The following is a 15,151-nucleotide window of genomic DNA, read 5'->3' as shown; positions in this document are numbered from 1 at the left end:
TCCTCGTCGCGCGCCTGCACATCGACCTGGCGCTCGTCTCCAGCGCCGCCTGTCGCGCCTCGCGCTGACCCAGGTCCTCCGCGCAGCTGTCCCGCTGCGCCCCGAACCAGCAGCGCCTCCCACCCCGGCCGGCTGCCGGGCGGTCGGCGAGCGCAGGAAGAAGTACGCCACGTGAGCACCCCCACCCGCACCAGCAACCGGCCGCAACGCGGTCAGGGCCAGTGGGCGCTGGGCTACCGCGAGCCGCTCAACCCCAACGAGCGGATGAAGAAGGACTCCGACGGGCTCGAGGTCCAGCAGCGGATCCTCGACATCTACTCGAAGACCGGCTTCGACGGCATCGACCCGGGTGACCTGCGCGGTCGCATGCGCTGGCTGGGCCTCTACACCCAGCGGGCCCAGGGCATCCCCGGCGGAAAGACCGCCGTGCTGGAGCCCGAGGAGCTCGAGGACTCCTACTTCATGATGCGGGCCCGCATCGACGGCGGGCAGCTGACCAGCGACGCGCTGCGCGTGCTCGGCGGCATCAGCACCGAGTTCGGCCGCGACGTCGCCGACGTGACCGACCGGCAGAACGTCCAGTACCACTGGATCCGCATCGAGGACGTGCCCGAGATCTGGCGCCGGCTGGAGTCGGTGGGCCTCTCCACCATGGAAGCCTGCGGCGACGTGCCGCGCGTCATGCTCGGCTGCCCGCTGGCCGGCATCCTCGAGGACGAGGTGATCGACGCGACCGACGTCATCGCCGGCACCGTCACCAAGTACGTGGGCAGCCCCGAGTTCAGCAACCTGCCGCGCAAGTGGAAGACGTCGATGTCCGGCTGCGTCGACCACTGCACGGAGCCCGAGATCGACGACGTCTCGTTCGTCGGCGTCGTCAACGAGGCCGGCGAGGCCGGCTACGATCTGTGGGTCGGCGGCGGGCTCTCCACCAACCCGATGTTCGCCCAGCGGATCGGCGTCTTCGTCCGGCCCGACCAGGTGACCGACGTCTGGGCCGCCTGCACCGCCGTCTTCCGCGACTACGGCTACCGCCGCCAGCGGAACCGGGCCCGCATCAAGTTCCTCATGGCCGACTGGGGCCCGGAGAAGTTCCGTCAGGTGCTCCAGGACGAGTACCTCGAGGAGCAGCTGCCCGACGGCCCGGCCCCCGCCCCCGCCAAGCACGACCAGCGCGACCACGTCGGCGTGAGCAGGCAGAAGGACGGCCGCAACGCCGTCGGGTTCGCGCTGCGCACCGGCCGGATCAGCGGCTCGCTGCTCACCACGATCGCGGACCTCGCCGACGAGTACGGCCAGGGCCGCATCCGGACGACGACGCAGCAGAAGCTGGTCGTCCTCGACGTCCCGGACGAGAAGGTCGAGGCCCTGGTCGAGGCGTTGGCCGAGCACGACCTGCAGGTGCGCCCGAGCGCCTTCCGCCGGGGGACCATGGCGTGCACCGGGCTGGAGTTCTGCAAGCTGGCGATCGTCGAGACCAAGCAGCACGCGCAGGACCTCTACGCGGAACTCGAGAAGCGGCTGCCCGACTTCGACGTGCCGATCGGCATCAACGTCAACGGCTGCCCGAACAGCTGCGCCCGGTTCCAGACCGCCGACATCGGCTTCAAGGGCTCGATGGTCCGCGACGAGAGCGGCGAGATGGTCGAGGGCTTCCAGGTCCACCTCGGCGGCCACCTCGGCGTGGAGGCCACCTTCGGCCGCAAGTTCCGCGGTCACAAGGTGACCAAGGCCGAGACCGCGGACTACTGCGAGCGGGTCCTGCGCGGCTTCCTGGAGCGCCGGACGCCCGGCGAGTCCTTCGCACACTACGTCTCGCGGGCCGAGGAGGACTGGCTCCTGTGATCGAGGAGCCGACGTCGGGAAGGGCCCGCCAGCTGCCGGTGTTCCACTGCCCGTACTGCGGCGACGAGGAGCTGACGCCGCACGAGGACGGGTGGCGCTGCGGCGCGTGCCTGCGGGCCTTCTCGGTCCGCCTGATCGCCACGGGGGTGCAGGAATGACCATCGCGCTGCGGCCGACGCCGCTGCTGGCCCAGGCCGCCGACGCCTGGTTCGACGGCATCGCCGACCCGGTCGAGCAGGCGCTCGCCGTGCTCACGTGGGCCGGCGACACCTTCGGCGACGAGTTCGCCATCACCTCGTCCATGGCCGACGGGCTGCTGGCCCACCTGGCCTCGCGGGCGATCCCCGGCGTGCACGTCGTCTTCCTGGACACCGGCTACCACTTCGCCGAGACGATCGGCACCCGCGAGTGGATCTCCTCGGTGCTGCCGATCACACTGGTCAACGTCCGGCCCGAGCAGACCGTGGCGCAGCAGGACCTCGAGTTCGGCGCCGCGCTGCACGACCGCGACCCCGACCTGTGCTGCTCGCTGCGCAAGGTGCAGCCGCTGGCCCGGACGCTGTCGGGGTACGTCGCCTGGGGGTCGGGCGTCCGGCGGGACGAGTCGCCCACCCGTGCGGGCACGAAGATCGTCGACTGGGACGCCAAGCGCGAGATGGTCAAGATCAACCCCATGGCCGCCTGGACGCAGGAGGACGTCGACCGCTACATCGCCGAGCACGCGATCCCGGTCAACCCGTTGTTCGAGATCGGGTACGGCTCGATCGGCTGCGCCCCGTGCACCCGGCCGGTCGCCCCGGGTGAGGACCCGCGCGCCGGACGCTGGGCGGGCTCCACCAAGACGGAGTGCGGCCTCCACACCTGAAAGGACCCCGTCCTCCTCACCCTTCGCAAGCTCAGGGCGAGCCTCTGGACGGGGCCGTTCCAGCATGTCGCCAGCGGCCGTTCCGGCACGTCACCATGGGGGCATGCCTCGCCCACCGCGCCTGTCCCCCGACGAGCTCGCCGCGGCGCTGCCTGCCCTCTCGCTGTGGTCGGGGGACGGCGACGGCCTGCGCCGGACCGTCCAGCTCCCGAGCTTCCGCGACGCCGTCGCCGCGATCGTGGCGATCGCCGACATCGCCGAGGAGATGGACCACCACCCCGACGTCGACCTGCGCTGGCGGACGCTGCACCTGACCCTGGTCAGCCACTCCGCCGGCGGGGTGAGCGAGCTGGACCTCGAACTCGCCCGCCGCATCGACGCCCTGCTTCCCGCCCACCCGTGACCGCGATCACGGCGCGGTGACCGGGGATCGGGGCGATCCCGTGGTCACCGCGCCATGATCGGCGGATGGGGGCGGCCTCAGCTGCCGACGCGCCCGCCGTCCGTCCGGTACACGACGGCGACGCTCGGCCGCGGGAAGGGCCGGTACGCCTGGAAGTCCGGCCACCTGCTCGACGGGCTCTCCACCGTGGAACCGGTGGTCTCCCCGGGGTGCTGCACGGCGACGAACACCGACCGGGCGTCCCGGGTGATCAGCGGCCCGCTGCACTCGGCACCCAGCGGCACGGTGAGGAACGCCTTGAGGTGCCCGCGCTCGGGGCCCTCGGTCGGCACGGCGAACAGCCCGTCGTTGGTCCCGCCGAGGGTGCCGACGGCCTGGTTGCGGACCGACAGCACGTTCCCGTCCGTGGAGATCCACAGGTTGCCGGCGGGGTCGAACTCCAGGTTGTCCGGGCAGGAGATCGCGCTGACCTTCGACCGGTCGTACCCGGCGAAGTACGTGCCCGGGAACTGCGGGTCGCCGCAGACCAGGAAGATCCGCCAGGTGAAGGACGTGCCGCTGGCCGACCCGGTCTCCTCCCACTCGATGACGTGCCCGTTGCGGTTGCCCGGCTGCTGCTCGAAGGTCGCCGGCGTGCCCGCCTCCTCGTCCGCCGGCTCGAAGGCGTACGAGCGGGTGATCGGGTTGGCCTCGTCGGCGCCCGGCCGGCCGTCCACCCCGGTGCGGTTGGAGTTGTTGGTCAGGGCCGCGTAGACCCGCCCGTTGACCGGGTTGACCTGGATGTCCTCCGGCCGGTCCATCCTGGTCGGCACCCGCGCCTGGTCGACGACGACCGGGTTCGCCGGGTCGGGGAAGTCGCCGTTGCCGTCGAGCTGCTTGCCGAGGCGGTCGGCGGCCAGGCGGGTGAAGGTGAGCACCCAGGCGACGTCCTTGCCCGGGATCATCGACCGGCCGTCCGCCACCAGCGGGATCCACGCGCCGTAGCCGTCGAACTCGCCGTCGGCGGGCAGCTCGCCGCTGCCGTTCATCTCGTCCGCCGGGGAGTCGCCGACGAAGCGGGCGACGTAGAGGTCGCCGTCCTCGAGCAGCGTCAGGTTGTGCGCCCGCGAGGCGCTGTCGGTGCCCGGCCGGTAGGTCTTCCGCGAGACGAACTTGTAGATGTAGTCGAACCGCTCGTCGTCACCGGAGTAGGCCACCACGCGGCCGTCCTCGGCGATCTGCACGTTCGCGCCCTCGTGCTTGAACCGGCCGAGCGCGGTGCGCTTCTTCGGCGTCGAGGTCGGGTCGTAGGGGTCCACCTCGACGACCCAGCCGAAGCGGTTGACCTCGTTGGGCTCCCGGGCCAGGTCGAAGCGCGCGTCGACCTCGTCCCAGCGCCGGCCCGGCGGCCGCGTCGTCGAGACGCCGTAGCGCGCCAGCCGGGGCTCCTTCGCGCTCTCGGTGATCGGCGTCGTCGTGCCGAAGTACTGGTTGAAGTTCTCCTCGCCGTGCAGCGTGGTGCCCCACGGGGTCATCCCGCCCGCGCAGTTGTTCAGCGTGCCGAGGACGGTGCTCCCCCGGGGGTCGGCGCTGGTGCGCAGGTAGAGCGACCCGGCGGCGGGGCCGGTGAGCTCCATCGGGGTGTCGGTGGTGATCCGGCGGTTGCGCCGGCCGTTGCGCACCGGGCGCCACTCGCCGGTCCGCCCGTGCCGCTGCACCTCCACGACGGAGATGCCGTGGGCCATCATCGCGATGCGCTTCTGCTCCGGCGTGGTCGGCGCGGACTCGCTGGCGACCCCGGCGAACATCAGCTGCTCGTTGGTGTACTCGTGGTTGACCACGAGCAGCGCCTGCCGGTCGCGGTCGTCCAGCGGCAGGAAGCCGATGTAGTCGCAGTTGTAGCCGAACTGCATGGCCTGCGCCTCGGGCGTCTGCCGGTCGATGCGGAACGGCGGGGCGCCGGGCAGCACCGGATCGCCCCAGCGCATGACCACGGAGTACCGGTAGCCGTTCGCGGTGACCAGCTCGTCGAGGAAGTTCTGCTCGACCGGCTGGAACGTCAGGTCGCTCCCCGGGGCGGGGGTGACGCCGCCACCGGTCGGCACCGGCTGCTGCTCCCGGGCGGCCGCGGATGCGACCGGCCCGGCGGCGACCAGCAGCGCGCTCGCGCCGGCGGCCTTCAGCACGTTCCGGCGGCTGAAGGCGGTCTCGACGACCTCGGCGAACGTCGGGTTGTCGGTCTGGTTCGGGACGGCGGCGTCGCAGGCGTTGCCGCACTTGTAGTAGCAGGTGACGTGGCTGCGGCTGCCGTGGCGGATGCCGGTCAGCAGCGGCAGGAGCGCGCGGGTGCGTGGCGTGGAGATGTCGGTCATCGGTCCCTCTGGTCGCGAGGAGGTGGGGGCCCTCGCACCCAAACCGGCCGGGACGACGCACCGGTGGCAGCCCGGTGAACGACCGGCGACCAGTCGGCCACCGATCGCGGTCAGCCGGCGACGGGCAGCACCAGCAGCTCCAGGAGGCGGTCGGCCTCGGCGTCGGGGTCGGCCGTGAGCCCGGTGTGCACCGGCCCCGGCTGGACGACGGTGCTCCGCGGCGCGGTGAGCCAGCGGAACCGCGATCCGAGCGCCTCCCGCCCCGCGGCGCCGGCGACCGGGTCGGCCGCGCAGACGTCCGCGGCCGCCTGCAGCGCCCGGCCGATGGCCGCCGGATCGGCGGTGGGGTCGAGCGCGCGCAGCCGGTCGACGTCCAGGTGCAGCCGGGAGCCCAGGTAGTCGCGCTGCCGGCAGTAGACGATCACGCCCGCGTTGAGCAGCTCGCCCCGCTCCACGCGCGGTACCACCCGCAGCACCGCGTACTCGAAGACGTCCCTCGATGTCGTCGTCTTCACCGTTGGCTGATCCCCTCGGGCGGCGGGGGGCCCAGCCACGCGGGCCGGTTCTCCCCGCGCGGCGCTCGCCGGCGGCCCGCTCCCCCGGCGGCGGCCGCGGCGACCACACCGGGGAGCCACGCCGCTCGGGCGCCGAGCCGGGCGAGCAGCTGGTCGGCGTACCGGCCACGGACCGCACCGGGCGCGGCGCCGGCCGCGGGGTCGTCGAGCCACTCGTCGGGCACCTGGGCGAGCACCCGGCCGAGGAGGTCCCGGGTGACCCGGGGCGCCAGCGCCGCGTCGGCCGCCGCCACGTCGGGGGTGCACTCGACCAGGGCGTGCGCCGAGGCGTCGTAGGGCCGGGCGACGGCCGCCGCGGCCCCGGGCCAGTGGTGGTGGAAGGTCAGGGCCGCGCCGTGGTCGATGAGCTGCAGCCGCCCGTGCCAGAACAGCATGTTCGGGTTGCGCCACGAGCGGTCGACGTTGCCGATCAGCGCGTCGAACCACAGCACCCGGCCGGCGAGCTCGGGGTCGACCCCGTCGGCGCCCGCCTCGAAGTCCAGCGCCCCCGGCAGGTAGTCCAGCCCCAGGTTGCGCCCGGCCGAGCGCTGCAGCAGCTCCTGCACCTCGTGGTCGGGCTCCCCCACGGCGAGCTCGGGGACGACGTCGACGGTGACCAGCGCGGGCACCGGTAGCCCCAGCGCGCGGGCGAGCTCGGCGCAGACGACCTCGGCCACCAGCACCTTCACGCCCTGGCCGGCCCCCCGCCACTTCACCACGTACGTCCCCAGGTCGTCGGCCTCCATGAGCCCGGGCAGCGAGCCACCCTCGCGCAGCGGGGTGACGTAGCGGGTGGCGGTGACCGAGGGCAGCACAGTGCGGTCAACCTAGCCCGACGGCACGTCCGCCGGCGGCAGCGCCACCCGACGGGGGAACGGCCCGGCCCACCCCCGCTCGAGGACGGGGCGGAGCCGGTCGACGTCCCGCGCGAGGACGCCGACCGGAGGAGGTGCGCGTGGCCCCGTCCGCACCGCCGGCTGCCATCGGTGCCCTGCGCGCCCGCGTCCGGCGCGAGGCGGCGGTCGTCGTCCTGCTCACCGCGGCGTTCGCCGTCGCCGGCGTGCGGTGGGACGTGCCCGAGCTGCTGAGCGGCCCCGTGGACGACATCGTGCTCGTCCTCGCCTTCTCCCACCTGCTGATGGTCGTGTTCGGCAAGCGCCGCTCCGACGAGCTCAAGGCCGAGGCGGTCAACCGGCGCGAGGCCGAGCAGCAGCTGCGGTACCGGGCCCAGCACGACGCCCTGACCGGTCTGCTGAACCGGGCGGCGCTGGCGGAGGCGGCCGAGCAGGCCGTCGAGGAGGCGCGCGCCGGCGGCCCGGCGGTCTGACCGCGCCGCGACCGCCCGCGGCCGGGAGACTGGCCGCGTGGGACTGCTGCGCGCGCTCGATCCGGCCGGGCTCGCCGATGCCCCGTTCACGTACGCCGAGGTGGGGGCGACGGCGGATGCCGAGCTGCCCGCCGGCTACCACGGGGCCGAGCACTCGGCGGTGGTGGGCACCGGGCGGGCCGCGTTCGAGCGCGCCGCCGGTGCGGTCCTGGACTGGCGGGCGCAGCGCGCCGCGGGGCTGCGGGTGCGGGCGACGGGTCCGGCCGGCACCCCCGGCACGGTCGTCGTCCTGACGGCGGGCCTGCCCCGGCTCGGCTACGACATCCCCTGCCGCGTGGTCTGGGCCAGCACCGGGGGCGACGAGCGGGGCTTCGCCTACGGCACCCTCCCGGGTCACCCCGAGAGCGGCGAGGAGCGGTTCGCCGTGCGGCTGACCGCGTCGGGCGAGGTCGTGTTCACCCTGCGCGTGTTCTTCCGGCTGGCGTCACCGGCCGCCCGGCTCGCGGGCCCGCTCTCCCTGGCCCTCCAGCGGCTGGCCACCGCCCGCTACGTGGCGGCGGTGCGCCGGGCCGCCCGGGGTTAGACGTCCCGGCGCACCAGCACCAGGACGCCGAGGAGCCAGGCCGCCAGCGCCCAGCAGCCGGCCACCAGCAGCCCGGTCTGCCAGGAGGTGGCGACCGACAGGAAGGCGTCCTCCCCCACCCGGAACGCCGGCAGCCAGCGCGAGATCCGCAGGCTGAGCTCGGTGCCGGCGATCGCCAGCACCGGCGGGAGCACGAGCACGAGGGCGAGGACGGCGCCGAGCGCCCCGGCCGTCGAGCGCAGCAGCGCCGCGGCGCCGACCGCCAGCACCCCGGTCAGCGCCGCCCCGGCGACCTGCAGCCACAGCTGGCGCAGCACGTCGGGGTCGGTGGGCGGGATGCCACCCGGCACGGCGGTGAGCCGGGTGGCGGCCAGCAGGCAGCCGGCCGCCACGAGTGCGGTGAGCAGCACGCTCCAGCCGACGACGACGACGGTCTTGGCCAGCAGCAGCCGGCCGCGCCGCGGGACCGCGGTGAAGGTGGCCAGGGCCAGGCCGGTGCGGAACTCGCTGCTGACCACCAGCACGGCCAGGACCACCAGCGGCACCGGGCCGAAGCCGAACCCGGTGAGCGCGGAGCTGACCGCGAGGTCCGCCCGCGGGGCCGACTGCGTCGTCGCCGCCGCGAGCCAGCCCGCGCCGCCGGCCAGCAGCACGAAGATCACCGAGCACCACCACGTGGAGCGCGTCGCCCGCAGCTTCGTCCACTCGCTGACCAGCACCGCCCGGAACGGCACGCCACCTCTCACGGGGCCACCGCCCGGTACTCCACGTCGTCCCCGGTCAGCGCCAGGTAGGCCTCCTCCAGGGAGCCGGCGACCGGGCTGAGCTCGTGCAGCCGGACGCCGATCTCGTGCGCGAGGTCGCCGACGTCGGCCGCGGCCATCCCGTCGATGCGCAGCGCCCCGTCGATCTCCAGCTCGACGTGCCCACCGGCGCGCTGCACGGCCGACGCCAGCAGGGGCGCCTGCGGGCTGCGCACCCGGACCGCGGCGTGCGCGCCGAGGAGCTCGGCCATCGGGACGTCGGCGAGCAGCCGGCCCCGGCCGAGGACGACGAGGTGGTCGGCGGTGTCCTGCATCTCGCTCATCAGGTGGCTGGACACCAGCACGGTGCGCCCCTCGTCGGCCAGGTCGCGCAGCAGCTCGCGCACCCAGCGGATGCCCTCCGGGTCCAGCCCGTTGACCGGCTCGTCGAGCAGCAGCACCTCCGGGTCGCCCAGCAGCGCCCCGGCGATCCCCAGCCGCTGCGCCATGCCCAGGGAGAAGCCGCGCACCCGCTCGTGGGCCACCGGGGCGAGACCGACCAGCTCGACGACGTCGTCCACCCGGTGCGGCGGGAGCGCGTTGCTGCGCGCCAGCGCCAGCAGGTGGGCGTGCGCGGTGCGCCCGGGATGGCGGGCCCGCGGGTCCACCAGCGCGCCGACCTCCCGCACCGGGTGGGCGAGGTCGCGGTACGCGCGGCCGAGCACCGTCGCCGTCCCCGCGGTGGGCCGGGACAGCCCGAGGATGCAGCGCATCGTGGTCGTCTTGCCCGAACCGTTGGGGCCGAGGAAGCCGGTGACCCGGCCGGGCTCGACGGTGACGGTGAGCCGGTCGACGGCCAGCCGGGCGCGGTACCGCTTGGTCAGGCCGCGGAGCTCGATCACGCGCGCCAGGATGGCCGACGCCCGCCGCGCACCCGGTGGCGGCGCGCCCCTACTCCTCCCGCCGGGCCGCGGCGCGCTCGCGCTCGATGAGCTCCTTGCTCCGGACCAGCCGCGTCAGGGTCACGACGGCGAGGCCGCCGATCAGGTTGAACAGCGCCGTGTACCAGAACCACGCCAACCAGTCGAGGTAGCCGAAGGGCGCGCCGGCGTGGAGGGCGGCGAAGGCCAGCAGCGACTCGACGATGGAGTGGAACAGCTGCAGACCACCGATCAGGAAGCCACCGACGACCGCCGCCACCACCTTCGCGACATCGGACGTGGTGCCGTGCTGCATCCGCGTCATCAGGGTCATGACCATGCCGGCGAGGACGGCGAGCGAGATCGACTGCAGGTTCAGCGGGGAATCCACGAAGTGCACCGCCTGCTCGGTCGCCGTGGAGCGGAGTTCGGGCAGCGCGCGCACGACCAGCCAGGTGACCAGCCAGCCACCGACGAGGTTGGCCACCAGGGTGCCGCCCCACAGCTTGCCGAGCTGCCGGACGCTGGAGCGCCCGGCCGCGACCGCCGTCACCGGGACGAGGAACCCCTCGGTGAACAGCTCGCTGCGACCCAGCACCAGGGCGATGAACCCGATGCTGAAGGCGAGGCCGGCGAGCAGGTGGCTGCCCATGGCCGCGTACACCGCGAGCAGCGCGATCAACCCGGTGGCCACCTCGAACCCGCCGGCCAGACCGGTGGCCAGCACCTGCGGCCAGCTGCGGTGCAGCCGCTGGGCACCCTCGCTGACGATCTTGTCGAACGCCTCGGTGACCTCGTCCTCGGCCGGGGCGTCGGTGTCCCCCAGCTCGGTGCGTGCGCGTTCGGCGTCCTGGTCCTCCACCGCACCTCCACCTCCGGGGCACCGGGACCGGGGAACGGGCGGCACGTCCTCCGGCGCCCTCTACCCGGACTGCCACGGGCCACACCGCCCGGGTTCGGGTCGCAGCCCGCGACGGGGCATGTCCTCCGGGTGGCCCCACGCGGGGCGGCCGCCGCACCGGGTCCCGCGGGACGAACGAGCCCGCTCCGGGCCGTTAGCGTCACCGTCCCCGCGCAGGAGATCGCGCGACGGTTCGGAGGAGCGGCCATGTCCCGGAAACTCTCGCTGCTGACCGCGACGACGGTGGTGGTGCTCGGCCTGAGCCCCGGGGTGGCGCTGGCCGAGGAGCCGCCCGCACCCGGCGCGCCCGGCATCGGGGACCCCTACTTCCCCCTCGACGGCAACGGCGGGTACGACGTCCTGCACTACGATCTGGACGTCCGCTACGACCCGGCCACCGACGTGCTCGACGGCGTCGCGACGATCACCGCACGAGCCCTGCAGGACCTCTCCGGCTTCAACCTCGACCTGGAGGGGATGGAGGTCCGCTCCGTGCGGGTGGGCTCCGCCGAGGCGACCTGGGCGCGCGAGGGCGGCGAGCTGGTGATCACCCCGGCCAAGCCGCTGCGCGCCGGGCAGCGGTTCGCCGCCACGGTCACCTACGACGGCGTCCCGCAGACCCTCACCGACGCGCTGGGGACCTCCGGCTTCATGCACACCGACGACGGCGCGATCGTCGCCGGCCAACCCGACGGGGCGGCCACCTGGTTCCCGGCCAACGACCACCCCCGCGACGCCGCCTCGGTGGACGTGCGGGCAACCGTGCCGGCGGGGCTGGAGGCCGTCTCCAACGGCGTCCTCCGCGGTAGCCGCACCGCGGACGGGTGGACCACGTGGGAATGGCGGGCACGGGAGCCGATGGCCACCTACCTGGTGACGCTGGCGATCGGCGAGTTCGACCTGCGCGAGTACCGGGCCGGCGGCATCCGGTTCTGGGACGCGCTCGACCCCGACCTGTTCACCCTCGACCTCGACCCGGAGACGGAAGGGCCCTCCGCCGGCGCGGTGGCCGAGGCGTCGCTGGCCCGGCAGCCGGAGATCATCGACTTCCTCTCGGGCGTCTTCGGCAGCCGCTACCCGTTCCGCGCCGCCGGCGGCATAGTCGACGACCACCCGGAGTTCCAGTTCGCGCTCGAGACGCAGACGAGGCCGATCTACGCGTCGGTGTTCTTCACCGACCCGGTGAGCGGCGACCTCGTGGTGGTGCACGAACTGGCGCACCAGTGGATCGGCGACCTGCTGCGCATCGACGAGTGGCGGCACATCTGGCTCAACGAGGGCTTCGCGACCTACGCCGAGTGGCTCTGGCTCGAGCGGGAGGGGCTGCAGACTCCGCAGGAGGTGTTCGACAACATCGCCGCCGACGCCCCGCCGGAGTTCTGGGACCTCACCATCGGCGACCCGGGGCCGGCCACCGAGGATCTGTTCGACATCGCGGTCTACTACCGCGGCGCGATGACCCTCCAGGCGCTGCGGAACGAGGTGGGCGACGAGGCCTTCTTCGCGATCATCGAGCAGTGGGTGGCGTCGCAGGCCGGCGGCACCGTCTCCACCGAGGAGTTCGTCGCGCTCGCGGAGAAGGTGTCGGGGCAGCAGCTGGACGAGCTCTTCCAGCGGTGGCTGTTCACCCCGGGCAACCCGACCGCGGCCGGTTGACGGTCCGGGGCGGCCGAGGGCTCCGCGGGGTCCTCAGCCGCTCGGGCCGAACTGCTCCACCCGGATGCCGGCCGCCGGGATGCCGAGCGTCTCGAGCAGCCGGGTGGCCGCCCCGGCGAAGGACGCCGAGCCGCACACGTACACCGTCTGACCGGGCTCCCACAGCGGCACCAGGTCCGCGGCGGTGAGCCGGCCGGCGGGGCGGATGCCGCGCGGCTCCCGGGTGGTGACCACCAGGGCGCCGGCGGCGAGCAGCTCGTCGGCGTAGGGCAGCAGGTCCACGGTCCGCACCGAGACGACGGTGCGGAGCAGCTCGGTGCGCCCCAGCGCCCGCGCGGTCCGCAGCATCGACACGAACGGGACGACGCCGCTGCCACCGGCGACCAGCAGCGCCGGGCTCCCGGTGTCCCAGACGAACCAGCCGCCGATCGGGCCGCGCACCTCCAGCACGTCGCCGGGCTCGACCACGTCGGCGAGGTGGGTGGAGACCTCGCCGTCGTCCAGCCGCTCCACGAACAGCTCCAGCAACGGGTCGCCGGGTGCCGAGGCGACCGAGTAGGAGCGCTGCGCGGTGTAGCCGTCGGGGGCGGTCAGCCGCACCACGTAGTGCTGGCCGGGCAGGTGGGCGACCCGGTCGGCGACGTCGAGCCGCAGCTGCACCGAGCGGGCCACCGGACGGCGGACGCCGGCGACGGTGGCCGTGCGCCATCCGCCGGTGGGCGCGTCGGCGACACCGGGCCCCAGCGGTTCAGTCACCCTGGTACCGCTGCTGGCGCCACGGGTCGCCCCGGTCGTGGTAGCCGTTCTGCTCCCAGAAGCCGGGCTGGTCGCGCCGGAGCAGCGTGAGCTTGCTGATCCACTTGGCGCTCTTCCAGAAGTACAGGTGCGGCACGAGCAGCCGCACCGGACCACCGTGCTCCGGGGTGAGCGGACGGCCGTCGAAGTCCCAGACCAGCCAGGCCCGACCCCCGGTGACGTCGGCCAGCGGCAGGTTGGTGGTGTAGCCGGTCTTCGACGTCGCCATGACGAACTGCGCCTCGGCGGTGGGCCGGGCGGCGTCCAGCAGCGTGTCGACGGAAACTCCCGAGAAGCGGGTGTCGAACTTCGACCACGTCGTGACGCAGTGGATGTCGCCGCGGTACTCCGAGGGGGGCAGCCGGTGGACGTCGTCCCACGACCAGGTCGTGGGCTGCTCCACCTGCCCGTCGACGGTGATGCTCCACGTCTCCGGGGTGATGCGCGGGGTCGGCTCGGCGGTGAGCACGGGCCAGTCGGCGCCGACGTCGTACTGGCCGGGGGGCAGCCGCGGGTCGCGATCGCGGCGACGGCCGAGGAAGCCGCGGGTGGGGGTGGGCACGTGCACAGCCTGCCCCGTCGGGGGGCGGCGTGACCACCGGCCCGCGCGCGTGACCTGCGCGGCGGCGGCCGACCACCCGCGGGAGCCCGGTGAGGGTCCCCTTACATGAGGTGTAACGGCTTGCGATCTTGAATCGCTGGCCCTGGGGATGAGAATGCTCCTGTCGTCCGGCGACGTCGCGACACATTGGTGCGGGCGAGCCCGTTGAGGTGTATGGCGCGGGGTTCTCGGGTGCCTCTGATTGCTGCCGAAGAGCGCGTGGGTCTGTGTCCAGGTAGAGAACCCTCCGGGCGACGCCGACCCCTGTTGTCTATGGGAGGTGATCAGGGTGGAGGTCCTGTTCGAGCGGGTCGCCGGGCTGGACATCGGCAAGGCGTCGGTGACCGTCTGCGTGCGCATCCCCGGCCCGGGCGGCCGGCGGGTGAGTGAGACGCGGACGTTCAAGACGACGACGCGGGCGCTGGGGGTGATGCGGGACTGGCTACTCGAGCGCGGGGTGACGATCGCGGCGATGGAGTCGACCTCGACCTACTGGAAGGCGTCGTTCTACTGCCTGGAGGAGTTCATGGAGGTGTGGTTGCTCAACGCCGCGCACATGAAGGCCGTCCCGGGGCGCAAGACCGACGTCAAGGACGCCGAGTGGATCGCCCAGCTGCTCGAGCACGGGCTGCTGCGCCCGTCGTTCGTGCCGCCCCCGGACATCCGCCGGCTACGGATGCTGACCCGCTACCGGGTGCAGCTGATGGGCGACCGCACCCGGGAGGCGACCCGACTGGAGGGCATGCTGGAGGACGCGTCGATCAAGCTGTCCGTCGTCGCCTCGAGCCTGACCACCGTCTCGGCGCGGGCGATGCTCGCGGCGCTGATCGACGGCGAACGCGATCCTCGGGTGCTTGCCGACCTGGCCAAGGGCAAGATGCGCGCCAAGATCCCGGAGCTGACCGAGGCGCTGATCGGGCACTTCGACGCCGGCCACGCGCAGCTGGCCCGCTCCATCCTGGGCCGACTGGACGCGGTCGAGGCCGACCTCGCCGAGCTGGACGCGGTGATCGCCGCTGCCTGCCAGCCGTGGGCGCACCACCTGGAGCTGCTGCAGACCATTCCCGGCGTGGGGCCCAAGGTCGCCCAGGTGATCCTCGCCGAGACTGGCGGGGACATGTCTCGCTTCCCCTCCGCGGCGCACCTGGCAGCCTGGGCCGGAGTGGCGCCGGCGGTCTACGAGTCGGCCGGCAAACGCAGTCCTACGGGAGCCCGGCACGGCAACAAGTGGCTGACCACCATGCTGGTTGAAGCGGCCGCGGCAACCGCCCGGATGAAGGGCACCAACTACCTATCGACCCAGCATGCACGGCTCACCGCCCGGCGCGGGACGGGCCGCGCCCAGGTCGCGGTCGCCCACTCCATCCTCGTCTCGGCCTACTACATGCTCAAGAACGACGAGCCCTACCGCGACCTGGGACCGGACTGGCTGGCCCGGCGAAACACCGAGGCCCACACCCGCCGGCTGGTCGCCCAGCTGGAGAAGCTCGGCCACACGGTCGTCCTCGACCCGGCTGCCTGACCCGAGTGCAGAAGTACCGGAGGACGGGCTTCGCCCGCCCCGCGCTGACGCGCGCCTGCAACTCACCTATTCACGGGTCTGTGTC

16 protein-coding genes are annotated in these 15,151 nt (G+C 73.6%); 8 read left to right on the top strand and 8 right to left on the bottom strand.

The features are described from left to right. Positions 1-171 precede the first annotated feature (171 nt). The 4 genes from BMW62_RS05830 (at position 172) to BMW62_RS05820 (ending at position 3,113) form a co-directional block, all read left to right on the top strand. Positions 172-1,845, top strand: a complete 1,674-nt coding sequence (locus tag BMW62_RS05830) for a nitrite/sulfite reductase (protein ID WP_091929921.1) — start codon at positions 172-174, stop codon at positions 1,843-1,845. Further along, the gene (locus BMW62_RS22100; protein WP_139206208.1) at positions 1,842-2,003 is read left to right on the top strand and encodes an Insertion element protein; all 162 of its coding nucleotides are present in this window, start codon (positions 1,842-1,844) and stop codon (positions 2,001-2,003) included. Before BMW62_RS05830 ends, BMW62_RS22100 begins: the two co-directional genes overlap by 4 nt. After that, entirely contained in the window at positions 2,000-2,710 is a 711-nt protein-coding gene (locus tag BMW62_RS05825) for a phosphoadenylyl-sulfate reductase (RefSeq protein ID WP_091929920.1), read from the top strand. The genes BMW62_RS22100 and BMW62_RS05825 overlap by 4 nt, the downstream gene beginning before the upstream one ends. A gap of 103 nt (positions 2,711-2,813) precedes the next feature. Further along, on the top strand, positions 2,814-3,113 hold the full coding sequence (locus BMW62_RS05820) for a 4a-hydroxytetrahydrobiopterin dehydratase (protein WP_091929919.1): 300 nt from the start codon (positions 2,814-2,816) through the stop codon (positions 3,111-3,113). A 77-nt stretch (positions 3,114-3,190) separates the two neighbouring features. Here BMW62_RS05820 and BMW62_RS05815 read toward each other — a convergent pair whose 3' ends face one another. From BMW62_RS05815 to BMW62_RS05805, 3 genes are all read right to left on the bottom strand, one after another. Next, positions 3,191-5,464: a PhoX family protein gene (locus BMW62_RS05815; protein ID WP_091929918.1), complete on the bottom strand. Its 2,274-nt coding sequence runs from the start codon at positions 5,462-5,464 to the stop codon at positions 3,191-3,193. 110 nt (positions 5,465-5,574) lie between these two features. After that, the gene (locus BMW62_RS05810; RefSeq protein ID WP_091929917.1) at positions 5,575-5,979 is read right to left on the bottom strand and encodes a DUF3037 domain-containing protein; all 405 of its coding nucleotides are present in this window, start codon (positions 5,977-5,979) and stop codon (positions 5,575-5,577) included. Then, positions 5,976-6,833, bottom strand: coding sequence for a HipA family kinase (locus BMW62_RS05805; RefSeq protein WP_091929916.1), 858 nt, complete (start codon positions 6,831-6,833; stop codon positions 5,976-5,978). Before BMW62_RS05805 ends, BMW62_RS05810 begins: the two co-directional genes overlap by 4 nt. Positions 6,834-6,973: 140 nt before the next feature. Here BMW62_RS05805 and BMW62_RS05800 point away from each other — a divergent pair, with 140 nt between their 5' ends. Then, entirely contained in the window at positions 6,974-7,345 is a 372-nt protein-coding gene (locus BMW62_RS05800; RefSeq protein ID WP_091929915.1) for a GGDEF domain-containing protein, read from the top strand. Positions 7,346-7,382: 37 nt separating this feature from the next. Continuing rightward, the gene (locus BMW62_RS05795) at positions 7,383-7,928 is read left to right on the top strand and encodes a DUF1990 family protein (protein ID WP_091929914.1); all 546 of its coding nucleotides are present in this window, start codon (positions 7,383-7,385) and stop codon (positions 7,926-7,928) included. Here BMW62_RS05795 and BMW62_RS05790 read toward each other — a convergent pair. Genes BMW62_RS05790 through BMW62_RS05780 form a run of 3 tightly spaced genes read right to left on the bottom strand, consistent with a single transcriptional unit; the run spans position 7,925 to position 10,453 of the window. Beyond that, entirely contained in the window at positions 7,925-8,662 is a 738-nt protein-coding gene (locus BMW62_RS05790; RefSeq protein WP_091929913.1) for an ABC transporter permease, read from the bottom strand. The two genes, BMW62_RS05795 and BMW62_RS05790, sit on opposite strands and share 4 nt — an antisense overlap. 8 nt (positions 8,663-8,670) lie before the next feature. Further along, positions 8,671-9,573, bottom strand: coding sequence for an ATP-binding cassette domain-containing protein (locus BMW62_RS05785; RefSeq protein ID WP_091929912.1), 903 nt, complete (start codon positions 9,571-9,573; stop codon positions 8,671-8,673). Positions 9,574-9,622: 49 nt separating this feature from the next. Next, complete coding sequence (locus tag BMW62_RS05780; protein WP_091929911.1) at positions 9,623-10,453, bottom strand: formate/nitrite transporter family protein; 831 nt, start codon at positions 10,451-10,453, stop codon at positions 9,623-9,625. Between the two features lie 246 nt (positions 10,454-10,699). Here BMW62_RS05780 and BMW62_RS05775 point away from each other — a divergent pair, with 246 nt between their 5' ends. Then, positions 10,700-12,148 (top strand): M1 family metallopeptidase, encoded by a 1,449-nt coding sequence (locus BMW62_RS05775; protein WP_091929910.1) that lies wholly within the window; start codon positions 10,700-10,702, stop codon positions 12,146-12,148. Positions 12,149-12,181: 33 nt separating this feature from the next. On the opposite strand, the gene BMW62_RS05770 is transcribed toward BMW62_RS05775, so the two are convergent. Together BMW62_RS05770 and BMW62_RS05765 are read right to left on the bottom strand one after the other, a co-directional pair. After that, positions 12,182-12,904: an FAD-binding oxidoreductase gene (locus BMW62_RS05770; protein ID WP_244523862.1), complete on the bottom strand. Its 723-nt coding sequence runs from the start codon at positions 12,902-12,904 to the stop codon at positions 12,182-12,184. Continuing rightward, complete coding sequence (locus BMW62_RS05765) at positions 12,897-13,505, bottom strand: sulfite oxidase-like oxidoreductase (protein ID WP_091930079.1); 609 nt, start codon at positions 13,503-13,505, stop codon at positions 12,897-12,899. Before BMW62_RS05765 ends, BMW62_RS05770 begins: the two co-directional genes overlap by 8 nt. Before the next feature lie 328 nt (positions 13,506-13,833). Between BMW62_RS05765 and BMW62_RS05760 the strand changes: the two genes are divergently transcribed. Beyond that, the gene (locus BMW62_RS05760; protein WP_091929652.1) at positions 13,834-15,066 is read left to right on the top strand and encodes an IS110 family RNA-guided transposase; all 1,233 of its coding nucleotides are present in this window, start codon (positions 13,834-13,836) and stop codon (positions 15,064-15,066) included. Positions 15,067-15,151: the final 85 nt, after the last annotated feature.

The organism is Blastococcus sp. DSM 46786 (assembly GCF_900109665.1).
Classification (GTDB): domain Bacteria; phylum Actinomycetota; class Actinomycetes; order Mycobacteriales; family Geodermatophilaceae; genus Blastococcus; species Blastococcus carthaginiensis.
The sequence above is the reverse complement of the archived record's forward strand: the minus strand, read 5'-3'. Positions and strand labels throughout refer to the sequence as shown.